The organism is Nocardioides exalbidus (assembly GCF_900105585.1).
Lineage (GTDB): Bacteria > Actinomycetota > Actinomycetes > Propionibacteriales > Nocardioidaceae > Nocardioides > Nocardioides exalbidus.
The window spans coordinates 2,472,051-2,492,664 of the sequence record NZ_FNRT01000002.1 but is presented as its reverse complement, the minus strand read 5'-3'; the positions used below and the strand labels follow the sequence as shown (position 1 = coordinate 2,492,664).

The 20,614-nt window shown below is 72.7% G+C and carries 26 protein-coding genes; 17 read left to right on the top strand and 9 right to left on the bottom strand.

The annotated features are described in order from the left end of the window. Positions 1-7: 7 nt before the first annotated feature. The 5 genes from BLV76_RS12295 (at position 8) to BLV76_RS12275 (ending at position 5,146) form a co-directional block, all read left to right on the top strand. Positions 8-967, top strand: a complete 960-nt coding sequence (locus BLV76_RS12295; RefSeq protein ID WP_139306562.1) for a hypothetical protein — start codon at positions 8-10, stop codon at positions 965-967. Between the two features lie 120 nt (positions 968-1,087). Beyond that, the gene (locus BLV76_RS12290; protein WP_090969392.1) at positions 1,088-2,128 is read left to right on the top strand and encodes an LLM class F420-dependent oxidoreductase; all 1,041 of its coding nucleotides are present in this window, start codon (positions 1,088-1,090) and stop codon (positions 2,126-2,128) included. Between the two features lie 4 nt (positions 2,129-2,132). Continuing rightward, on the top strand, positions 2,133-3,017 hold the full coding sequence (locus tag BLV76_RS12285; RefSeq protein WP_090969391.1) for an oxygenase MpaB family protein: 885 nt from the start codon (positions 2,133-2,135) through the stop codon (positions 3,015-3,017). Continuing rightward, positions 3,010-4,158, top strand: coding sequence for an acyl-CoA dehydrogenase family protein (locus BLV76_RS12280; protein ID WP_090969390.1), 1,149 nt, complete (start codon positions 3,010-3,012; stop codon positions 4,156-4,158). Before BLV76_RS12285 ends, BLV76_RS12280 begins: the two co-directional genes overlap by 8 nt. A 79-nt stretch (positions 4,159-4,237) precedes the next feature. Continuing rightward, complete coding sequence (locus BLV76_RS12275; RefSeq protein WP_090969389.1) at positions 4,238-5,146, top strand: oxidoreductase; 909 nt, start codon at positions 4,238-4,240, stop codon at positions 5,144-5,146. A 10-nt stretch (positions 5,147-5,156) separates the two neighbouring features. Here BLV76_RS12275 and BLV76_RS12270 read toward each other — a convergent pair whose 3' ends face one another. From BLV76_RS12270 to BLV76_RS12260, 3 genes are all read right to left on the bottom strand, one after another. Beyond that, complete coding sequence (locus BLV76_RS12270) at positions 5,157-5,999, bottom strand: helix-turn-helix transcriptional regulator (protein WP_090969388.1); 843 nt, start codon at positions 5,997-5,999, stop codon at positions 5,157-5,159. Between the two features lie 79 nt (positions 6,000-6,078). After that, positions 6,079-6,852 (bottom strand): hypothetical protein, encoded by a 774-nt coding sequence (locus tag BLV76_RS22555; RefSeq protein ID WP_090969387.1) that lies wholly within the window; start codon positions 6,850-6,852, stop codon positions 6,079-6,081. Then, a complete protein-coding gene (locus BLV76_RS12260) occupies positions 6,849-7,382 on the bottom strand; it encodes a SigE family RNA polymerase sigma factor (RefSeq protein WP_245734648.1) in 534 nt (177 codons plus the stop codon). The genes BLV76_RS22555 and BLV76_RS12260 overlap by 4 nt, the downstream gene beginning before the upstream one ends. Positions 7,383-7,484: 102 nt before the next feature. Here BLV76_RS12260 and BLV76_RS12255 point away from each other — a divergent pair, with 102 nt between their 5' ends. Then, the gene (locus BLV76_RS12255) at positions 7,485-7,700 is read left to right on the top strand and encodes an amphi-Trp domain-containing protein (protein WP_090969386.1); all 216 of its coding nucleotides are present in this window, start codon (positions 7,485-7,487) and stop codon (positions 7,698-7,700) included. A gap of 1 nt (position 7,701) precedes the next feature. Here BLV76_RS12255 and BLV76_RS12250 read toward each other — a convergent pair whose 3' ends face one another. Next, entirely contained in the window at positions 7,702-8,568 is an 867-nt protein-coding gene (locus BLV76_RS12250; RefSeq protein WP_090969385.1) for an alpha/beta fold hydrolase, read from the bottom strand. 55 nt (positions 8,569-8,623) lie between these two features. Here BLV76_RS12250 and BLV76_RS12245 point away from each other — a divergent pair, with 55 nt between their 5' ends. Next, positions 8,624-9,436, top strand: a complete 813-nt coding sequence (locus BLV76_RS12245) for a DinB family protein (RefSeq protein ID WP_090969384.1) — start codon at positions 8,624-8,626, stop codon at positions 9,434-9,436. Here the strand turns inward: BLV76_RS12245 and BLV76_RS12240 are convergent. Then, the gene (locus BLV76_RS12240) at positions 9,433-10,275 is read right to left on the bottom strand and encodes a DUF1707 SHOCT-like domain-containing protein (RefSeq protein ID WP_139306561.1); all 843 of its coding nucleotides are present in this window, start codon (positions 10,273-10,275) and stop codon (positions 9,433-9,435) included. The genes BLV76_RS12245 and BLV76_RS12240 overlap by 4 nt on opposite strands. Before the next feature lie 79 nt (positions 10,276-10,354). Between BLV76_RS12240 and BLV76_RS12235 the strand changes: the two genes are divergently transcribed. The 3 genes from BLV76_RS12235 to BLV76_RS12225 are packed head-to-tail and all read left to right on the top strand — an operon-like array spanning position 10,355 to position 12,353. After that, the gene (locus tag BLV76_RS12235) at positions 10,355-10,951 is read left to right on the top strand and encodes an RNA polymerase sigma factor (protein WP_090969382.1); all 597 of its coding nucleotides are present in this window, start codon (positions 10,355-10,357) and stop codon (positions 10,949-10,951) included. Further along, positions 10,948-11,937 (top strand): CU044_5270 family protein, encoded by a 990-nt coding sequence (locus BLV76_RS12230; RefSeq protein WP_090969381.1) that lies wholly within the window; start codon positions 10,948-10,950, stop codon positions 11,935-11,937. Before BLV76_RS12235 ends, BLV76_RS12230 begins: the two co-directional genes overlap by 4 nt. Positions 11,938-11,987: 50 nt before the next feature. Then, on the top strand, positions 11,988-12,353 hold the full coding sequence (locus BLV76_RS12225; protein ID WP_090969380.1) for a hypothetical protein: 366 nt from the start codon (positions 11,988-11,990) through the stop codon (positions 12,351-12,353). On the opposite strand, the gene BLV76_RS12220 is transcribed toward BLV76_RS12225, so the two are convergent. Then, complete coding sequence (locus BLV76_RS12220) at positions 12,340-13,284, bottom strand: NAD(P)/FAD-dependent oxidoreductase (RefSeq protein ID WP_090969379.1); 945 nt, start codon at positions 13,282-13,284, stop codon at positions 12,340-12,342. The genes BLV76_RS12225 and BLV76_RS12220 overlap by 14 nt on opposite strands. Before the next feature lie 36 nt (positions 13,285-13,320). Here BLV76_RS12220 and BLV76_RS12215 point away from each other — a divergent pair, with 36 nt between their 5' ends. Beyond that, complete coding sequence (locus BLV76_RS12215) at positions 13,321-13,827, top strand: metallophosphoesterase family protein (protein ID WP_090969378.1); 507 nt, start codon at positions 13,321-13,323, stop codon at positions 13,825-13,827. On the opposite strand, the gene BLV76_RS12210 is transcribed toward BLV76_RS12215, so the two are convergent. Further along, complete coding sequence (locus BLV76_RS12210) at positions 13,824-14,024, bottom strand: hypothetical protein (protein ID WP_090969377.1); 201 nt, start codon at positions 14,022-14,024, stop codon at positions 13,824-13,826. The genes BLV76_RS12215 and BLV76_RS12210 overlap by 4 nt on opposite strands. A 43-nt stretch (positions 14,025-14,067) precedes the next feature. Between BLV76_RS12210 and BLV76_RS12205 the strand changes: the two genes are divergently transcribed. Beyond that, positions 14,068-14,625: an SLOG cluster 4 domain-containing protein gene (locus BLV76_RS12205; RefSeq protein WP_090969376.1), complete on the top strand. Its 558-nt coding sequence runs from the start codon at positions 14,068-14,070 to the stop codon at positions 14,623-14,625. A gap of 8 nt (positions 14,626-14,633) precedes the next feature. On the opposite strand, the gene BLV76_RS12200 is transcribed toward BLV76_RS12205, so the two are convergent. After that, on the bottom strand, positions 14,634-14,900 hold the full coding sequence (locus BLV76_RS12200) for a hypothetical protein (RefSeq protein WP_090969375.1): 267 nt from the start codon (positions 14,898-14,900) through the stop codon (positions 14,634-14,636). A gap of 260 nt (positions 14,901-15,160) precedes the next feature. Here BLV76_RS12200 and BLV76_RS12195 point away from each other — a divergent pair, with 260 nt between their 5' ends. Together BLV76_RS12195 and BLV76_RS12190 are read left to right on the top strand one after the other, a co-directional pair. After that, on the top strand, positions 15,161-15,859 hold the full coding sequence (locus tag BLV76_RS12195; protein ID WP_175539653.1) for a response regulator transcription factor: 699 nt from the start codon (positions 15,161-15,163) through the stop codon (positions 15,857-15,859). 11 nt (positions 15,860-15,870) lie between these two features. Beyond that, positions 15,871-16,281 (top strand): DUF3224 domain-containing protein, encoded by a 411-nt coding sequence (locus tag BLV76_RS12190; protein ID WP_090969373.1) that lies wholly within the window; start codon positions 15,871-15,873, stop codon positions 16,279-16,281. Here BLV76_RS12190 and BLV76_RS12185 read toward each other — a convergent pair. Further along, a complete protein-coding gene (locus tag BLV76_RS12185) occupies positions 16,263-16,598 on the bottom strand; it encodes a hypothetical protein (protein ID WP_090969372.1) in 336 nt (111 codons plus the stop codon). The two genes, BLV76_RS12190 and BLV76_RS12185, sit on opposite strands and share 19 nt — an antisense overlap. A 120-nt stretch (positions 16,599-16,718) precedes the next feature. On the opposite strand from BLV76_RS12185, the gene BLV76_RS12180 reads away from it, so the two are divergent. The 3 genes from BLV76_RS12180 to BLV76_RS12170 are packed head-to-tail and all read left to right on the top strand — an operon-like array spanning position 16,719 to position 20,544. After that, positions 16,719-18,596: an AMP-dependent synthetase/ligase gene (locus BLV76_RS12180; protein ID WP_175539652.1), complete on the top strand. Its 1,878-nt coding sequence runs from the start codon at positions 16,719-16,721 to the stop codon at positions 18,594-18,596. After that, positions 18,593-19,477 (top strand): glycerophosphodiester phosphodiesterase family protein, encoded by an 885-nt coding sequence (locus tag BLV76_RS12175; RefSeq protein ID WP_175539651.1) that lies wholly within the window; start codon positions 18,593-18,595, stop codon positions 19,475-19,477. Before BLV76_RS12180 ends, BLV76_RS12175 begins: the two co-directional genes overlap by 4 nt. After that, positions 19,474-20,544 carry a hypothetical protein gene (locus BLV76_RS12170; RefSeq protein ID WP_090969370.1) on the top strand — a complete coding sequence of 357 codons (1,071 nt, stop codon included), beginning with the start codon at positions 19,474-19,476 and terminating at the stop codon, positions 20,542-20,544. Before BLV76_RS12175 ends, BLV76_RS12170 begins: the two co-directional genes overlap by 4 nt. Positions 20,545-20,614: the final 70 nt, after the last annotated feature.

The following is a 20,614-nucleotide window of genomic DNA, read 5'->3' as shown; positions in this document are numbered from 1 at the left end:
TCCGCGCATGACGAGACGGGGGTACGTCGCCCTGGCGCTGGCCGTGGTCGTGCTGCTCGTCGTGCCGCTCGGGCTGGTGCCGTTCGTGCTGGCCCACGAGCGCGACGCCGAGCCGCCTGCCTCCGTCGACGACGACTACCGGATCGACGGCGACCTCACGTGCGACAGCGACGTCCCAGACGCGCCCACGCTTCCGCTCGAGGAGCAACCGGTCGCGCTGCTGGTGTGCGTCGCCCCGGACACCTCGGTGCCGTGGACCGCGCCCACGGACGTGCTGGAGCAAGGACTCGACCGGCTGACCCGGCAGCTGGCCGAGCTCGAGCCGGCGCCCGACGAGCCGTTCGACTGCACGTTCGACGCCGGCCCGGACTACGTGATGCTGTTCCGGCTCCCGGGCGGCAAGGCGATGCGACTCGACGGATCGACGGCCGGTTGCCGTCTTGTGTCCGCATCGGGTGCGGGCTGGTTCGGCGGCGACGAGGTGATGTCGACCGTGGTCGACCTCGTGCACGATCAGCGCGCGACCCGGACGCCGCCCACGGACCTCCCGAAGGCGCCTCCCTGCACGCTCGCCGACGGCGAGCTGCCGGCGTACTCGCTCACGGGCGACGTCCGCGAGCTCGTCGTCGCGACGTCCTGCTGGACCGAGGGGACCAGGCCCAACCCGCAGGTGAACGGTCCCGTCGAGGTCGACCCTCGAGACGTCCGGACACTGGTGCGCGACCTCGCCGCCAACAGCGAGCCGGTCAAGGTCTTCGGCGAGGACCTCGTCTGTCCCGGTGGTCGCAAGGGCTACTACAGCCAGTGGCTGCTGGGTCGGACAGCATGGGGAGACCTGATCCCGCTGCACGGCTCCTGCCACGAGTTCGCGATCGTTCCCCAGTGGCAGCGCCCCGAGCGCGGCGACCCGATGCGCTGGGTGCCCTCACCCCACGCGCAGCAGATCCTCGACCGCCTGCGCAGCTGACGGCGTACACGTGTCCGGGATGTCGCCCTCCTGACAGCCGGTCGAGGGCCACTTCTCGGACACGTGTGTCGGAGGGACCGGGCCTTGCCATCGTGACAGTAAAACTGTCACAGTTGAGGCATGCGCCTCGCCACCTCCCTGATGTACGACGGCAACCCCCGCACCGCGGCCGACCAGGTGGTCGCGCTGGAGAAGGCCGGCCTCGACAGCGTGTGGGTGGCGGAGGCCTACGGCTTCGACTCGCCGACGCTGATGGGCTACCTCGCGGCGAAGACCGAGACGGTGAAGATCGGCTCGGCGATCCTCAACATCTACTCCCGCACGCCCGGCGCGCTGCTGCAGACCGCGGCCGGTCTCGACAACGTCAGCGGCGCTCGCGCGATCCTCGGCCTCGGCGTCAGCGGGCCGCAGGTGATCGAGGGCTTCCACGGCGTGCCCTACGCCAAGCCCATGGCCCGCACCGCCGAGGTCATCGACGTGATCCGCCGCGGCCTGAAGCGTGAGCCGCTGACCTCCGACGGCGTCTTCCACCTTCCGCTCACCAAGGAGCACGGCGCGGTCACCGGGCTCGGCAAGCCGCTCAAGATCCTCACCAAGGTCGAGCGCGACACGATCCCGATCTGGATCGCCTCCCTCGGGCCGAAGAACGTCGAGCAGACCGCCGAGATCGCCGACGGCTGGATCCCCCACCTCTTCCACCCCGAGAAGGCGCACCTCGTCTGGGGCGAGGCGCTCGCCGCCGGCAACGCCAAGCGCCAGGAGGGCCTCGGCCCGCTGCAGGTGATGGCCGGCGGCATGGTCGCGATCGGCGAGGGCCCGGAGACCAAGGCGCTGCTCGACTTCGCGCGGCCGCTCTTCGCCCTCTACGTCGGCGGCATGGGCGCGAAGGGCAAGAACTTCTACAACGACGTGGCGCGGGCCTACGGCTACGAGAAGGAGGCCGAGGAGATCCAGGACCTGTACCTCTCCGGCAAGAAGAAGGAGGCCGAGGCGCTCGTCCCCACCGAGTGGCTCGAGGCGGCCAACCTCGTCGGCCCGGCGTCCTACGTCAAGGAGCGGATCGCCGCCTTCGAGGAGGCCGGCGTCACCGACCTCACCGTCGTGCCCGCCACCGAGGACCCGGCGGCGACGGTCGCGCAGCTCAAGGAATGGATGTCCTGAGCCCGTGCGCGCCCCCGGTCGCCTCGCGAACCTCCGCCGGATCCAGTCACTGGACCCGGAGGTCGACTTCGACGAGATCGTCCGGCTGACCGCGCGCTTCGAGTTCCCCTGGGACTACGTCCAGGGCACCGGCATCGCCTTCATGCGCGACTACGGCATCCCCTCCATCGCCGGCCTGCTCGACCGGACCCGCGAGTTCGAGGACCACGGGGTCAAGAGGTACGACGACACGATCCTGGTCGGCGACGAGGCGACCCTCGACGGCATCGACTCGCCCCGCTCGCACGCCGCGCTGCGCCGGCTCAACCGGATCCACGGCCACTACGACATCCCGAACGACGAGCTCGCCTACGTCCTCGCCACCACGATCGTCGGACCGGTCCGCTGGATCGAGGCCTACGGCTGGCGCCCGCTCGACCCGCACGAGCTCGTCGCGCTGACGAGGGTCACCACGCGCTTCGGCGAGCTGATGGGCATCAAGGGCCTCCCGGAGACGTACGATGGCTACCTCACGCTGCTGGTCGATCACGAGCGGCAGCACTTCGCCGCCACGCCGGAGGCCACCCGGCTCGCCGAGGCCTCCATCCGGATCGCCCGCGAGGTCGCGCCTCCCCACCTGCGACCGCTGCTGCGGCGCGTCACGATCGCCCTGATGGACGAGCCGCTGCGCGAGGTCCTCGGGCTCCCGCGACAGCCGGAGTGGTTCGTCCGCGCGGTGCGTGCCGGCCTCCGGGCACGTGGCCGGCTGCTGCGGCTCGCCACCCCGCGGCGGACGGCGTACCGCCACCGGCCCACCACCTATCCCCACGGCTACCGGCTCGAGGACCTCGGGCCGGTCGCGATGCTCGACGAGCTCAACGACCCCCACAGGAAGGCCGCCCATGCCTGACCGCCCCAGCATCCTCGAGCAGGAGCACGAGGACTTCCGCGCCGTCGCGCGGTCCTTCTTCGACAAGGAGGTCGTGCCGCACCACGCTGCGTGGGAGGAGGTCGGCATCGTCGACCGCGAGGTGTGGCGCAAGGCCGGCGAGCGCGGGCTGCTGTGCTTCGACGTCGACGAGGCCTACGGCGGGCCCGGCATCACGGACTTCCGCTACAACATGGTGCTCGCCGAGGAGGCCGGCCGCGCGGGTGCGAGCGGTCCCGGCTTCGCCGTGCACACCGACATCATCGTCCCCTACCTCTCCTCGCTCGGGACCGAGGAGCAGAAGCAGCGGTGGCTGCCGGGCTGCGTCTCCGGCGACATCGTCACCGCGATCGCGATGACCGAGCCGGGCGCGGGCTCCGACCTCCAGGGCATCCGGACGACCGCGGTCGACGCCGGCGACCACTACGTCCTCAACGGGTCCAAGACCTTCATCTCCAACGGCATCCTGTCCGACCTCGTCGTCGTGGTCTGCCGCACCGACCCCGACGCCGGCCACCAGGGCATCTCGCTGCTCGTCGTCGAGCGGGGGATGGAGGGCTTCGAGCGGGGCCGCAACCTGGCGAAGATGGGCCTGCACGCGCAGGACACCGCCGAGCTCAGCTTCACCGACGTCCGCGTCCCGAAGGAGAACCTCCTCGGCGCCGAGGGGTCGGGCTTCATCTCGCTGATGGAGAACCTCCCGCAGGAGCGCATCTCGATCGGGTGCATCGCGGTCGCGGCGATCGAGCACGTCCTCGACCTCTGCCTGGCCTACGCCAAGGAGCGCGAGGCCTTCGGCAAGCCGATCGGGAAGTTCCAGCACAACCGCTTCGTGCTGGCGGAGATGGCGACCGAGGCGCACATCGCCCGCGTCTTCATCAACGACTGCGTGCTGCGGCTCAACGCCGGCACGGCCGACACCGCGCTCGCGTCGATGGCGAAGTGGTGGACCACCGAGCTCCAGAAGCGCGTCGTCGACGCGGGCGTCCAGCTGCACGGCGGCTACGGCTACATGGACGAGTACCCCATCTCCAAGGCCTACACCGACTCGCGGATCCAGACGATCTACGGCGGCACGACCGAGATCCAGAAGGAGATCATCGGGCGCATGCTCGGTCTGTGAGCCTGGTGAGGCTGGTACTCCCGTTCCCATGACAACGGGTCCACTGGTCCCCCGTCGCGCGCCGACGCACGGTGGAGCCATGACCACCCAGAGCACCACCTCGTCCGTCACCTCCTTCCTGGGCGACAAGCCCGTCCACCGCATCGGCTTCGGCGCCATGCAGCTCGCCGGCCCGGGGGTCTTCGGCCCGCCGGCCGATCCCGACGGCGCCCGCGCCGTGCTGCGCCGCGCCGTCGAGCTCGGCGTCGACCACATCGACACCGCGCAGTTCTACGGCCCCGACGTCGTCAACGACCTGATCCGTGAGGCGCTGCACCCCTACCCGGAGAACCTCCGCCTCGTCACCAAGGTCGGCGCCACCCGCGACGACCAGGGCGCGTGGGTGCCGGGCGCCGAGCCGGCCGACCTCAAGCACCAGGTCGAGCAGAACCTCCGCTCCCTCGGCGTCGAGCGGATGGACCTGGTCAACCTGCGCCGCTTCGAGCGCGACGACCCGGACCGTGTCGAGCCCGCGCTCGAGGACCAGCTCGGCGCGCTCGCGGAGCTGCGCGAGGAGGGCAAGATCGACCTGATCGGCGTCTCGAGCGTCACCGCGGAGACCGTACGACGTGCGCACGAGCTGGTCGGGCTCGGCGAGGTGCAGAACGCGTTCAGCATCCTCGACCGGACCGACGAGCCGGTGCTCGAGGTGTGCCGTGAGCGCGGGATCGCCTACGTGCCGTACTTCCCGCTCGGCTCGGCCTTCACCGGCGGCCCGGCTGCCCTGGCCGCCGACGAGCACGTGTCGACCGTCGCCGCCCGGCACGGCGTCACGGCCAGCCAGGTCGCGCTGGCGTGGCTGCTCGCGCAGTACGACCGGATGCTGCTGATCCCCGGTACCAGCTCGGTCGCGCACCTCGAGGAGAACATGGCCGTGCTCGACATCGTCCTCGACGCGGACGACCTGGCCCGGCTCGACCAGGTGGAGCCGAAGCCCGTCGGCCACTGAGCCCTGCCCGTCAGGCGCCGACCATCTCCTGGAGCCCGACGACGACGGCCAGGGCGAGGGCCTCGGCGTCGGGCGAGCCGGGCTCGGCGGTGAAGACCACGATCTGCAGCTCGCCGTCGTTCACGGTCAGCTTGTCGCAGTCGAGGGTCATCCAGCCGACGACCGGGTGGTGGAGCGTCTTGCGCTGCGCGCCCCGCGGCTTCGCCGGGGTGGTCTCCCAGAGCTCGGCGAAGTGCGGGCTCTCCCGGAGGAGGTCCTCGACGAGCGAGGAGAGGTCGGGGTCGTGCGGCAGCCGGAGCAGCGCGGCCCGCAGGTCGGCGACCACGTCGCGCTCGACCATCGACCGGGTCTGCGGCTCGAAGCGGCCCATCCCGGGCAGGTCCATGAAGGTGCGCCACGCGCGGTTCTGACCGCGCTCGGACTCCCCCGACAGGTCGCCGAACAGGGCGGTGGCGGCACGGTTCTGCAGGATCGTCTGCCACGACGCGTCGATCACGCTGACCGGGGTGTCGCCGAGGCGGTCGACGAGCCGCATCACGCTCGGCGGCACGTGCCGCTCCATCCGCGACGGCGACGGGGGCAGGTGCCCGGCGAGCCGGTAGAGCACGTCGCGCTCCCCCGCGTCGAGGCGGAGCGCCCGGGCGAGCGACTGCACGACCTGCACGGACGGGTGCCGCGCGCGGCCCTGCTCGAGGCGCACCAGGTAGTCGGCCGAGACGCCGGCGAGCTGGGCGACCTCCTCGCGCCGCAGCCCGGGTGCGCGTCGCCGCTTCTGCGTGGGCAGGCCGACCGAGGCCGGCGTGGTGCGGTCGCGCCACAGCTTCAGCTGCGAGCCGAGCCCGTTGAGGTCCATCCTCCGAGTGTCCCAGCCGGGGCGCAGCGTCGTACGTCACCAGGGTGGGCCTGTCGTTCCCACCCTCGGCCGCCTGGGGTCAGCCGCTCACCGGCAGCGCGTCGGGTCCGACCTCGACGCTGGAGAGGAAGGTCAGTGCGGCGTCGCGCGTCCAGCCCAGCTCGGCGGGGAACTGGATCCGCACGGTCGTGCCCGGCTCCCCGGGCCGCGTGGCCACCGAGATGGTGGTGTAGCCGTCACCGTTGTCGCGCACCACCAGGTCACGGCCGTCCCGGCTCACGTGCTCGCCACCGCCGAGGGGCAGGTCGTCGAGCATGATCACGAGCTTGCCGACGAAGGACCCGGGATCGGTGTCCGGGTCGCCGATGCGACCGATGGTGACGGCGAGCGGGTCGTTGTTCTGCACCTCCCAGCCCTGCGGCGTGGTGCCGAACGTGTAGGGGCCCGCGGTGAGCGTCTGGTTCACCAGGCGCACCTGCTCGACGATCGCGGGCTGCTCGGAGGCGGACGCCGTGGACGAGGGACTGGACGAGGGAGTGGGCGTGGGCGAGGCCGAGTCCGGTGGCTCGACGGTCACCGACGGCGAGGGCGCGGTGGTCGGGGCCGGGTCCTGCGCGCCGGTGACGATGGCGGCGGTCCCGATCGACAGCACGGCCGCGGCCGCCACGCCGCTGGCGCTGAGGGAGTAGATCCGGCGACGGCGGTGGCGCAGCGCCATACGGGCGCGGGCGAGGTCGTGCGGCACCTCGGTGTCACCGCCGGTGTCGCTCCCGGCCACGGTGCCGAGGAGGTCGCGGAGACCTCCCCGGTCGTTGATCCGGTCCGGCCCGTGGGCCTGGTCGATGTCGTTCATGCGGACTCCTCGGGTACGGGGTGGATGCTGGGGCCGAGCGCGGTGCGGAGGTGCTCGAGGGCCCGCGCGTTCTGGGACTTGACCGTGCCGGTGCTGCAGCCGAGGACGCGTGCGGTCTCGGCGACGTCGAGGTCGAGCCAGTGGCGCAGGACCACGACCGCCCGCTGGCGCGGCCCCAGGTCGGCGAGCGCCGCGACCACGAGCGGACGCAGGTCGGGGTCGGCTGCGGCCGGGGCGGGGCCGTCGTACGTCTCCGCCGGCCGGCCGGTGGTGAGCTCGCGGCGGCGGTGCGCACGGCGCGACTCGTCGACGAACGCGTGGGTCAGGCTCGTGCGGGCGTAGGCGAGCCGGTTGTCGGCCCGACGCACCCGGCGCCACCCGACGTAGAGCCGGGTCAGGGTCGTCTGGAGGACGTCCTCGGCCGCGGCGTCGTCACCCGCCGCGAGCAGCCTCGCGATGCGGAGCAGGGTGCCCCGGTGCTCGGCGACGAACGCCGCGAACTCGGCGTCCCTGTCTGTGTCCGTCAGCACACGTGCTCCCTCCTGGCGACTGCCTCTCACCCACCATGACGGGCGCGACGGCCCGCGAGGTTGCACGCGCCGCCGTTCCCACCCTCTGGTTACCGTCGGGGCATGGACCTCTTCGAGATGGACGAGACCCGCACGATGAGCCGCGAGGAGGCCGCCGCCAGGCTGCGCGCCCTCGCCGACTCGCTGGCCAAGCACAACTCGGTGGAGTTCGCCCGTGACGGCGGACGGATCACGGTGTCCGTCCCCGAGCAGGTGAACCTCAAGGTCGAGGTCGAGCTCGGCGACGACAACGAGGTCGAGATCGAGCTGACCTGGTAGGTCAGCCGGCGAGCACCTCGCGCAGCGTGGCGGCGAACTCCTGCGGCTTGCCCATCTGGCCGTACTCCCCGCCGAGGAAGCCGTTGTGGCCGCCCGGGAAGACGACCGGGTCGACGCCGAGCTCGCGCGCGACGGCGTACGCGGCTCGACCGGCGATCTCGCCGTCCTCGGGGCCTCCCGACTCCTCGCCGACGCCCATCACGACCGTGGTCGACGCGGCGCGGACGGCGTCGAGGTCGGGGACGCGGGTGCAGCCCTCGCCGCGCATGTTGGCCATCAGGCCGTCGTTGCGCGAGCCGTCGTCGGCACCCGGAAGCCCGAACATCGCCGGGTCCGGGATCGGCTGCTCGCCGGTCCACGGGCCGCGGTGCATCACCAGGCTGATGAACAGCGCCATGCCCGGGCCGATGCCCGAGGAGTCGTAGAGCGCGACCATCTCGTCGCACGACCGCGCGATCGCCTCGCCGTCCGGGAGCAGCGCGGCCATCGGCGGCTCGTGCGCCACCAGCAGGCGTACGTCGTCCGGGTGTGCGGCGACGAGGAAGAGCGCGTTGACCGAGGCTCCCGACGACGAGAAGAGGTCGACCGTGCCGCCGAGCGCGCCGATGACGGCGTGCAGGTCCTCGGCGTGCTCCTCGGGCGTGACAGCGGCGGTGTCGTCCTCGCGGGTGCTCCGGCCGACGTTGCGCGGGTCGGTGAGCGCGATGACCCGGCCGGTGTCGGCGAGCCCGGCGGCGAGGCTGGTGAAGCCGGTGCTGTCCATCGGCGAGCCGGCCAGCAGCAGCGGCGGCTCGTCGGCGGACGCCAGGTCGCCGAGGACCTCGTAGTGGAGGGTCGCGCCGGGGACGTCGATCGTGTGGCTGGTCATGACCTCATGATCGATCCGGTCGCCGAACGTCCGCAACCGTCCCTAGGTTGGTCCCATGACCGACACCGGGCAGGACTTCACGGAGCAGGACCTCAGCGGGTCGACCTTCCAGCGCGTCGACCTCAGTCGCTCGTCGTTCCGCGAGGTGCGGCTGGCGGGCGCCGACGTCCGCGACGCCGACCTCAGCGACCTCCGGGTCCGGTCGGCCTGGCTCAACGGCGTCCGGATGACCGGCGTCGAGGTGCCCGACATGGAGATCCACGGCGAGATCGGGCGGCTCGTGGTGAACGGCGTCGACGTCGCGCCGCTCGTCGAGGCCGAGCTCAACCGGCGGATGCCGGAGCGCGCGCTGATGTCGCCGACCGACGTCGCCGGCTTCCGGCTCGCCTTCGAGACCCTCGACCGGCTCTGGGCCGGGACGGTCGACCAGGCCCGCGCCCTGCCGCCGGAACAGCTGCACGAGCAGGTGGACGAGGAGTGGTCGTTCATCGAGACGCTGCGCCACCTCGGCTTCGCCCACGCCTGCTGGGTGGGCGGGATCGTGCTCACCGACCCGTCGCCGTGGCACCCGCTCGACCTGCCCTGGGACGAGGCGCCGGTCGTCGACGGCGTGCCGTGGGACCGCGACGTAAGCCCCTCGCTCGACGAGGTGCTCGACCTCCGCGCACAGCGGCGGGCCACCGTGCAGGCGGTGCTCGACGACCTGGCCGACGACGGGCTGTCGCGCCACGTCGTCTCGGCGACGCCGTTCATGACCGAGGCCACGGGGCTCGACGTCGCGCAGTGCCTCACGGTCGTGCTCAACGAGGAGTGGGAGCACCGGCTCTACGCCGAGCGCGACCTCGCCCGGCTCCGCGACGCGACCTAGGGTCCGCTCGTCTGCAGCACCCGGCCGGAGCACGAGGCGACGAGGTGCGCGGTCTCGTCGAAGCGGTTGCTGGCGGCGATCCGGTAGCACTGCCCCTTCACGCCGAAGGGGTCGCGTCCGACGTTGAGCGAGAACCAGTCCGGCTCCTCGATGAGCTCGCCCGCCTCCTCGACCAGCCCGGGGACGGCGTCGGCGTCGATGCGGCCGAGGTCGAAGCGGACCGCGTCGTCGTCCCCACCCGTCGACTCGTCGCCGACGAACTCCGTGTCCCGCCAGGTCCACTCGACGTAGCGACCGCTGGTCGCGTCGGCGGGCGCGGTGACGCCTCCGTAGTGCTCGGTGGTGACGAACGCGTCGAAGACGACGGTGTCCCCCGTCCTGTCCTCGACCGCGCTGACGAAGGTCCGGAACCCGTCCGCGGTGAGCAGCTCGACGGGGGCGGTCTCGCCGGGGAGGTCGGCTCCGCCGGAGTCGCGCAGCGCCCACGGCAGCAGGAAGAACAGGACGAACGCGGTCAGCGCGACGACCCCGACCCCGACGAGGAACCGCCGGGCAGACGCGGTCAGCGCGGTGGCCATCGCCACCTGGGTCTGCGTCGGTGCGGGCTTGGCGGTGGCCTCCGCCAGCCGGGTGAGCCGGGCCGCCACGCGGGTCGTGCCGGGCTTCTGCAGGTCGCGCACGAGCCGGTCGAGGTCCGTGAGCCGCTGGGCCCGGAGCGCCTTGCCCGTGCGGACGTCGTACTCGTCGCGGGTGAGCTGGCCGTCGGAGTAGGCCGCCTCGATGAAGTCGATGGCCTCCTCGCGGTCGGCGTCCCGCGCCCGCATGTCTCCCCCGGTCACGCCCGCACCCTAGCGACGGTGGCGCAGAATTCTCCCGATGGTCCGGGAACCCCCCGAGCCCGGCGGACAGTAGAGGGTCGTGAGCACAGGACACCGTGACCTCCGCCGGAGGCTGCGCCAGGGGGACAGGGCCGCGTTCGACGCGGTGTACGTCGAGCACGTCGACGGCGTCTTCACCCTGGCGCACCGCCTGACGGGCAGCTGGGCGACCGCCGAGGACGTCACCTCCGAGACGTTCCTCGCCGCGTGGCGCACCCGCGAGCTGGTCGCCGACGACGACCGCCCGCTCAAGCCGTGGCTGTGGGGCATCGCGACCCACCAGGCGCTGAACGCCCGTCGCAGTCGGCGCCGGCTCGTCACGTTCCTCGCCCGGCGACCTCGCGAGGAGGTCGTGCCCGACTTCGCCGACGAGGCCGTGCAGCGCCTCGACGACGCCGAGGTGCTGGCCCGGGCGGCCCGGGTGATCGGGTCGCTGCGCCGGGCCGAGGCCGAGGTCCTCGCGCTGTGCGTGTGGTCCGGGTTGTCGTACGCCGAGGCGGCCGAGGCGCTCGACGTGCCGGTCGGCACGGTCCGGTCGCGGCTGTCGCGTGCTCGCGCCCGACTGCGCTCGCTCGTCGACGATCCCGTCCCCTCCCCCGAGCATCCCGACACCTCCGTCCGAGGAGGACGACCGTGAACGACCTCTCCCCCGACCTGGTCGAGCTCCGTGGCTCGCACCCCGCTCCGCACGACATCGCCCTGTCCTCCGAGCACCGCGACCGGCTCCGGTCCCGGGTCGACACCGCGATCGGCCGCCACGAGACCCGTCGGCGCCTCGCGCTCGCCGTCGCGGCGCCCGCCACGGTGCTGGCGTGCGCCTCGGCGGTGGCGGCCGTCGCGGTCCTCGCCCTCACCGGACCCTCGCCTGCGACGACGGCCACCGTCGACCGGCCCGTCCTCGCCTCGGCGGCCGCCGTCCGGGTGCTCGACCGGGCCGCCGACCGTGCGCTGGCGACCACGGCACCCGTCGTGCGCGAGGACCAGTTCGTCTACACGCGCAGCGCCACGCTCACCAACGAGGGCACCTTCGGCGGCGCCGTGTCGCTCGGCGACCTGCACACCCGGGAGATCTGGCTCGGGCAGGACCCGGGTCCCTTCGGCTGGCGCGACGACGTGATCCGTGAGCTCGGCCAGGACTGGCCGCTCGAGTCGGGAGGTCCCTCACCGGCAGGCGCGCGCCGTCCGACGTACGCCTGGCTGGCCGCCCTGCCCACCGACCCGGGCGCGCTGCTCGACGAGCTCGAGCACGTCGCCGTCCCCGTCGACGGGCAGTCGCAGGACCAGGCGGTCTTCGACGTGGTCGGCAACCTGCTCTCCGAGCAGCTGCTGCCGCCCCCGACCGCCGCCGCGCTCTACCGGGCGGTGACGCTGGTCGACGGGGTCGAGGTCGACCGCGGCGCGACGGACGCCCTCGGCCGGCGCGGTGTCGGGATCAGCCGCGCCGACGAGCGGTTCCACACCCGCACGACGTGGATCTTCGACTCCGAGACCTTCGAGCTGCGCGGCACGAAGTGGTTCTTCACCCACGCCGACGGCTCGCCCGACACGCTCTTCGGCGCGACCGCCGTGCTCGAGACGGCCGTCGTCGACCGGGCCGGTCAGGAGCCCGGCTCGTCGACCTGACGGGCCGGACCCCCTTCCCCCGCCGGGTCCGCCGGCCGCAGACTGGCGCGATGACCGAGACCCTGGGGAGCCGGCTCGCGCACGCCATCGCCGCGAAGGACCGCGCCGCGCTGCGCGACCTGCTGGCCGACGACGTCGACTTCAAGGGGCTCACGCCCGGCCGGGTCTGGGAGGGCAGCTCGCCCGACGACGTGGTCGAGACGATCCTCGGGTCGTGGTTCGAGGACTCCGACACGATCGAGCGCGTCGTCGACGTCGACGACGGAGCCGATGTCGTCGACACGGCGCGGGTCAGCTATCGCTTCGACCTCACCTGCCCCGACGGGCCCTACGTCGCCGAGCAGCAGGCCTACTACCGCGGCACCGACCGGATCGAGCACCTGCGGGTGCTGTGCTCGGGCTTCAGGCCCCGCTGAGCCGACCGGCGAGCTCGCGTCCCAGCAGCACGCCCGAGAGCCAGGCCGTCTCCACCTTGGGGGTCGCGCCCCAGCCGTCACCGCACACCCCGACGAGCCGGTCGTCGCCGGCGAGGGCGTAGGGCAGGTCGCGCTCCCCCGCGGGGCGTGCGTAGGTCCAGCGGTGCACGTGGGTCGCCACCGGATCGGGCACGCCGAGGTGGTCGCGCAGGGACGCCACCAGTGCAGGTCCCGCGGCCGCCGGGTCGGCGAGGTGCGCCTGCGCGTGCGCGGAGGAGGAGTGGGCCACCAGCACCGGTGCGTCGTCGCCACGACGACGGCCGTCGTCGGCGATCCACTCGAGGATCGGGTCGCCGTGCACGAAGGCACCGTCGAAGCGTCCGATCGGGCTTACCCGGTCCCAGGTGCGGTCGTCCCACCGGGCAGCCAGGGCGATGACCGGCTCCCACTCGCGGTCGAGCAGCTCGGCGACGGGGTGCTCGCCCACGAGTCGTCGCGCCTGGGAGTCTGGCATCGCGAGCACGACGGTCGGCTCGGCGAGTTCCGCGACCGAGTCGACCTCCCGGCGTTCACGCTCCAGCCCCGTCGCCAGGTCCTCGACCAGCGACCGGATGCCGTGCGCCGCGCCCCACCGCACCGGTCCGGTCTTGACCGAGACGTCGTCGCCGTCGAGCAGGCAGAAGGTGTCGGTCCACTCGTGGGCCAGCCCGCGCGCGGACCAGTCGTCCACGACCGCGGCGAACCCGGGCTCGGTCACCGTGAAGTAGGACGCCCCGAGGTCGACGCGCCGGTCCCACAGCCCTCGCGTGGCCATCCGGCCACCGGCGGCGTGCCCGCGCTCCACGAGGCGTACGTCGACGCCGGCCGCGCGCAGCTCCTGCGCGCAGGCGACCCCCGCGATGCCCGCACCCACCACCACGACGTCAGCCATGCCACGACCCTAGGCCGAGGGTGATGGACTGGTCGCATGGCCACCTCGCTGCTGCTCCTGGCGGACACCCACCTGCCGGTGCGGGCGAAGGACCTGCCCGCGGAGGTGTGGACGGCCGTCGAGGAGGCGGACGTCGTCGTGCACGCCGGCGACTGGGTCGACGTACGGCTCCTCGACGCGCTCGAGTCACGTGCCCGCCGACTCGTCGGGGTCTTCGGCAACAACGACCACGGTGAGCTGCGCACCCGTCTCCCGGAGGTCGCGCGTGCGGAGGTCGAGGGCGTCCGGATCGGTGTCGTGCACGAGACCGGTCAGGCGAAGGGCCGCGAGGATCGGATGAGCGGCCTCTACCCGGACCTCGACGTCCTGGTCTTCGGGCACAGCCACATCCCGTGGGACAGCACGACGGCCACCGGCCTGAGGCTGCTCAACCCGGGCTCGCCGACCGACCGGCGACGCCAGCCGCACTGCACCTACCTGACCGCGACCGCCGCCCGCGGCGAGCTGCGCGACGTCACCCTGCACCGGGTGGCGCGACCCTAGGCGTCGGGGCCGCCGGCCTTCCGGGTCGGGCAGTCGTCGTTGGTGCAGCGACGCACGTCGACGGGGTCGTCACCCGCTCCCACGTAGCCCTCCCGTGGACCGGCGGGGACGTCCGCGGCGGCGCCGTCCGAGCCCGGGTGGGGCTCCAGCCGGACCTCGGAGCCGCAGACCGAGCACTTCTCGTAGTCGTCGTACACCTCTCGAACCTACCCGTGCGAGGCCCGTGCGAGGCTTCGTCGCATGGAGAGCATCGAGGTCGCCGTCATCGGGTCCGCGCGCCTCCGGCCGGAGGACGAGGCCTACCGGGACGCCGTGCGACTCGGGGGCGCGCTGGCCGCCGAGGGCTGGACCGTCGTGACCGGCGGCTACGGCGGGCTGATGGGTGCGACCTCCTCCGGAGCGGCCGCGGCCGGCGGTCACACGGTCGGGCTGCCGATGACGGCGTGGACCCACCTCGCACCGCACGAGAGCAACGCGGAGGTCCGCTGGGCGGCCGACTACGCCGAGCGGCTCCGGCTGCTGATGGCCGCCGACGTCGTGGTGGCACTGCCCGGTGGGATCGGGACCCTCGCCGAGGCGTCGATGGTGTGGGGCGCCGCGCAGACCGAACCCGGCGCCGCGCAGCTCGTGATGGTCGGTCGGTCGTGGGAGGCCGTCCGTGACGTCGTGGGTGAGAACCTCATCGCCGATCCTGCCGACGTGGCGATCGCGCGCTGCGTGGCGACGGTCGACGACGTCGTACCGGCCGTGCGCGACGCGCTCGCCCACCCGTCAGCCGCGCGGGGTGGCCGGGGCTGAGCCTGGCCTCAGTCGCGGGGCAACGCGCTCGCGGCCAGCGCGGCTCCGCCGCCGACGAGGCCGATCAGGAGCAGGACGTCGCGCCTGTTGTCGGCGTCGACGGGCGAGATCGCGAAGTACGCCGTCAGCGCGGCGGCCACGACCAGGACGCCGATCACCACGCGCGCGATCGCCGCCGGGCTGGCGGCGGTCCTCGTCGGGACGACGGTGCGCCGCTCCTCCTCGACCTTCGCCCACGCCGCCGCCTGCTCCGGGGTGCGGGTGCGCTCGGCCATGCGCACCAGTATGGCGTTGCGATGCCAAAAATGCATGGTGCGTGACGAACCGGGCCTTCGACACGACTCACAGGTGTCGGTCCCGCTGCGGGACCGGCTCCCGAGCGAAGGAGTGAGACGCCGATGACCGGCCAGCACCGCCCCGACCAACACCTGTGCACGAGAGGTCCCCTGCCCTCACTCGTGCCGTGAGTGGGTTCCCACTCCGGTCCACGACCAGTCGCACCCAGCACGCCGTGGTCGTGGCCCCGCCTCACGGCGTGGGGCACCTCCTGGCGCTCGTGCTCTCCAGCGGCGGCCTCGACGCCGTGCACGTCACGAGCGGCGACGAGGCGCTCGCGCGGGCGCTCCGGCACCCCGTGGACCTCGTCCTGGTCGACTCGGACCCGCCGGACCTCGTCGGGCACGACGTCTGCTCCGGGCTGCGGGACCACGGCTTCGCCGGAGGGATCGTGATCCTGTCGGACCACGTCGACGAGATGGCGGTCGTGACGGGACTCGACCTCGGTGCCGACGACTACGTCTCGCGCCCCTGCTCGGTGGCCGAGCTGCTGTCGCGCGTGCGTGCGGTCCTGCGCCGCCTGGACCGGGTGGCCCGCAGCGGGGCGGCGAACGGGCCGGCCGCGCTGCACGTCGACCTCGACGGCCATGCCATCCGCTGGGGCGACGTCGTCATCACGACCTCGGGTCGTGAGCACGAGCTGCTCGCGGCCCTCCTCGCGCACCGCGGGCGCGTCGTGACCCGCGAGTGGCTGATGGACGCCATCTGGGGCCCGGAGTGGTCGGGCAGCCCGATGGTGCTGAACGCCGCCGTCAACCGGCTCCGCGTCCGGCTGGCCGCCGCCGGAGCCTCCGACGCCATCGAGAACGTCCGGGGGGTCGGCTTCCGGTTGGGCCCCGCGGACGGCAGTCGCGGCGAGGACTCCCTGCACACCTCGAACGCGGCTTCGCGGGCCTAGACTCGGGTCCCATGCATGCCGAGGGCACCTTCACGGTCACGTCGTTCGTCCCCACGGAGCTGGCGCCCGAGCCCGCGATCGCGACCGGCACGCCTGTCGGCGTGGCCCGGATGGAGAAGGACTTCGCCGGCGGGGTGACCGGACGTGCTGCCACCCTCTTCACCGCTGCCTTCGACCAGGCCACCGGCGTGGGCACCTACGTCGCGATGGAGTCGTTCGAGGGCGTGCTCGACGGCCGGGCAGGCAGCTTCAACTTCGCGCACTCCGCGACCACGACCGGAAACGACCGGCTCGCGCCCTTCTTCACCATCGTGCCGGCGAGCGGCACCGGTGATCTCACCGGGCTGACGGGGTCCGGCGGGATGTCCGTCGACGACGACGGCACGCACCGCATCTGGTTCGACTACGAGCTCCCGGGCTGACGTGGGCCGTCGGCCGGGGCTCCCTCGCGCCGATCGTGCAGGCGCTGCTGCGCCTCGGGCAGGAACGCCAGGCACGGCGCGTCCTCGCCCGGGTGCTTCTCGACGAGGTGGAAGATCCAGCGGTCCATCGCGGCCATGAACCCGTTGTCGGCGCCGGCCCGGTGGGTCGACCAGGCGCGGTGGCCGCGGGCGGTGCACGTCGTGCAGCTGATGCGGTAGAGGAACTGCTGCTCGCCGTCGAGGTCGATCTTCACCCGCGCGAGTGGTCCTGCCTGGACGGCGGCCTTCCTCTCGCGGGCCGAGCGGCTCGCCACCATGTCGCCTCCTGGTCAGCGGCCGGGACGATCCGGCAGCCGGTCCATTCAACCCCAGCCATGGCTAGCCGTCCGTGCGATGTGGCGCCATGATGTGACCCCCGCCACATCGAGGAGTCGGCCATGACCACTGAGAGCTCGACGGAGATCCACCCGGATGTCGCGGCCGTCCGCGAGCAGTACGAGGCGCGCATCCTCGGGCTGCACATGCCGGCGCAGGTGCGCGCGGCGGCCGACAAGCACGGCGACAGCCCGGCCTTCTCCGACCGCTTCGACGTGCCCGAGGGCGAGACGTGGTCGACGATCACGTGGGCCGAGACGTGGGAGCTGACCCAGCGGGTGGCGGCCGCGCTGATCGACCTCGGCGTCGAGCGGGGTGACCCGGTCGCGATCATGGCCGCCAACCGGACGGCGCACACGCTGGCCGACTACGGCGCGATGGCCGCGGCCGCGATCCCGATGTCCATCTACAACACCCTGGCCCAGGAGCAGGTCGCCTTCATCGCCTCCGAGTCACGTCCCGTCGTCGTCGTGCTCGAGGACCACGACCGCTACCAGCGCTGGGAGCGCGCGCTCGCGGAGGTCGACTCGATCCGCCACGTCGTGATGCTGGCCGACGTGGACCGGGTCGACGACCCCCGCGCGATGACGTGGGACGGCCTCCTGGCCCGCGGTGGCGACACCAGCGGCGTCGAGGCACGGATGGAGCGGATCACCCCCGACCTCCCGGCGACCTACCTCTACACCTCCGGCACGACCGGCAACCCCAAGGGCGTCGTGCTCACCCACCACAACGTGATGTTCGAGGCCGTCTCCACCCTCGACAACGCCGGCCTGGTCGGCCCGCAGCGCTCGATCAGCTACCTCCCCCTCGCGCACATCGCCGAGCGCGTCCTGGCGACGTACTCCCCTCCCTTCCTCGGCAGCCACGTCCACGCGATCCCCGACCCGGCCGGACTCCTGGGCGCGCTCGGCGAGGTCCACCCGACCGCGTTCTTCGGCGTCCCGCGCGTCTGGGAGAAGATCAAGACCGGCATCTCCGCCAAGCTCGCCGAGGACCCCGACCCGGCCAACCAGGAGATGGTCCGCAACGCCATGGCGGCGGGCCTGGCCTGGACGGAGGCGCAGCAGTACGGCGCCACGATGACGCCCGAGGTCGAGGAGGCCTACGCGAAGGCCGACGAGGCGATCCTCGGCTTCCTGCGGCTGCTGCTCGGCCTCGACCAGGTGACGTGGGCGGCGAGCGCCGCGGCACCGATGCCGCTGGAGGTCGCGAAGTTCATGGGCGGCCTCGGCCTGAGGGTCTACGACGTCTACGGCATGACCGAGACGACCGGAGCCTTCACCTCCAACGGCCCCGACCACTTCAAGCTCGGCACCGTCGGCGTGCCCAACCCCGGCATCGAGGTCCGCCTCGCCGAGGACGGCGAGATCGTCACCCGCGGCCCGGTCAACACGCCCGGCTACCACCGGCAGGAGTCGGCCACCCGCAACCTCATCGACGCCGACGGGTGGATCCACACCGGTGACATCGGCACCGTCGACGACGACGGCTTCTACTCCGTGGTCGACCGCAAGAAGGAGCTGATCATCACCTCGGCGGGCAAGAACATCGCGCCCTCCAACATCGAGAACTACCTCAAGGAGTCGCCGCTCATCGGCCACGCGATGGCACTCGGCGACGACCGCGCCTACGTCGTCGCGATCCTCACCCTCGACGGCGAGATCGCCCCGCTGGTGGCAGCCCGGATGGGCCTGGAGCGCGGGGTGGACTACCTCGACCTCGCCGACCTCTCCACGAAGGAGCCGATCCGCGCGATGGTGCAGGCGGCCGTCGACGCTGCCAACGAGCGGCTCTCGCGACCCGAGCAGGTCAAGGCGTGGGAGCTGCTGGCCGACGAGTGGACCGCCGAGTCCGAGGAGCTCACCCCGACGCTCAAGCTGAAGCGGCGCGTCGTGCGCACGAAGTACGCCGACGTGGTCGACAGACTGTACGGGTGAGCCCCGACCGACCCTTCGACCTCCAGGCGCACCGCGGCGGAGCGGGCCTCTGGCCCGAGAACACGCTCGAGGCGTTCGGTCGCGCCCTCGCGCTGGGCGTCAGCACCCTCGAGCTCGACGTCCACCTCACCGCGCAGGACGACGTCGTCGTCTCGCACGACCCGACCGTCCGCGGCGGTCTGGCCGACGCGCACCGGATCCGCGAGCTCACCCGCGGCGACCTGCCGCCGACGATGCCGCTCCTGCGCCAGGTCGCCGCACTCCTCCGCGAGCGCGGCGCCGACCCGGTGCGGGTCAACCTCGAGATCAAGTACGACGCCCTCGACGCCGCGCAGCTCACGACGCGCGAGGAGTTCGTCGAGAAGGTCGTCGCCGCGCTGCGGATCGACCGCATGGTCGGGCGCACCAGCATCCAGTGCTTCGACTGGGGCGTGCTGGGGCTCGTCCACGCCGCGGAGCCGGCGCTGGAGCGCAACCTGCTCGTCTCGCCCCGCTACCTCCGGCCCGCCGCCGAGGGGCCGTCACCGTGGTTCGACGGGCTCGTCGTCGACCCCGACTTCGTCCGCACGGCCGCGGCGCAGGGGTTCACGGCGATCTCGCCCGTCCACGGCTCGCCCTACGCCAGCGGCGTCGACGACCCGGCGTACACCCCCTTCACGACGCAGGCGCTCGTCGACGAGGCGCACGCGGCGGGCATGCGCGTGATCCCCTACGTCGTCGACGACGAGCCCACCATGCGCCACTTCGTGCGGATCGGGGTCGACGGGCTCATCACGAACCGTCCCGAGCGGCTGCGCGACGTGCTCGCCGACGAGGGCAGCGACGTCCCGCCGGCGTTCCCCGGCAACAATCACCCTGCGAGAGGCGTCTCCCTGTCATGAAGACCTCCCTGATCTGCGCCACGATGCTCGCCCTCGCGGCGGGCCTGGTCCCGGCGGCCTCGGGCGCCGCGACCGCTGCCTCGGACGACCGGGCGTCCAGCACGGTGCTCGACGTGCGCCACCTCGAGCAGGGCGCACCGCCGGCCATCGCGTGGGCCGAGCGTCGATCCGGGCGGACCGTGGTCCACGGAGTGGGTGGCACCACCACACCGGTCCCCAACAGCATCAGCGAGCTCGCGCCTATGGGCTCGGGCTACGTGATCCAGACCGCCGGCAGCCGGCCACCGACGACCTACTTCGTCGGCTCCGACGGCACCCCGGGACGCCGCACGTGGAAGACCGGCTACGGCCTCGCCGTCTCCGCCGAGGGCCGTGCGGTGGCGTTCTCCGGCCGCGGCGGCAAGGTCTGGTCGATCGACGACGAGGGCGACCGGGTCCTGCGCTTCAACCCGGTCCCGGTCCCGGTCCCGGGGAAGGGGCGGGCCGTCGCGCTCGTCGGCGAGAGCTGCAAGGAGGGCGACGAGGGCAACGGCTGCACGATCTACGTCAACGGCACCGCCGCGGGCCGCTCCGGCAGCTGGTTCACCTCCTCGCACGGCATCGTCGACACGGCGCCGAAGGTGCAGACGACCACGACGGGCCGCGACCGCTGGCTCGGCGGCATCACCTCGCTCTCCGACATGGGCTCGTGCAGCGTGATGCTGCGCAGCTGGAAGGTGCGCTGGCGCACCTGCGACAACCAGCTCTCCGGCATCTCCACCGACAACCGACACGTCATCGGGACCCCGGCCTACGCGGACGGCTTCGGCCCGCTGGAGCTCGACGTCCTGGCGACGAAGGACGGCGCCGTGGTGCACTCGTTCACCGGCAACGCCCGCTCGGCGACGTACTTCGAGCAGGTCTGGGAGGACGCCGCGCACGTGCTCGTGGTGACCTTCCAGAGGGGCCGTGGCGGGCAGGGCCAGTGGGCGGTCGTGCGGCTCGGCGTCGACGGTTCGATGGAGTACGCCGTCGCCCCGCGCACCGGGACCGACGTGCGGTCGCCGTTCCAGCTCCAGACGCGGTAGCCGGGGCGGCCCCGGTCTAGACCTCGGGGGAATCACCGATGCACGGTGTCCGTGCCGGCTGCTCCACTGG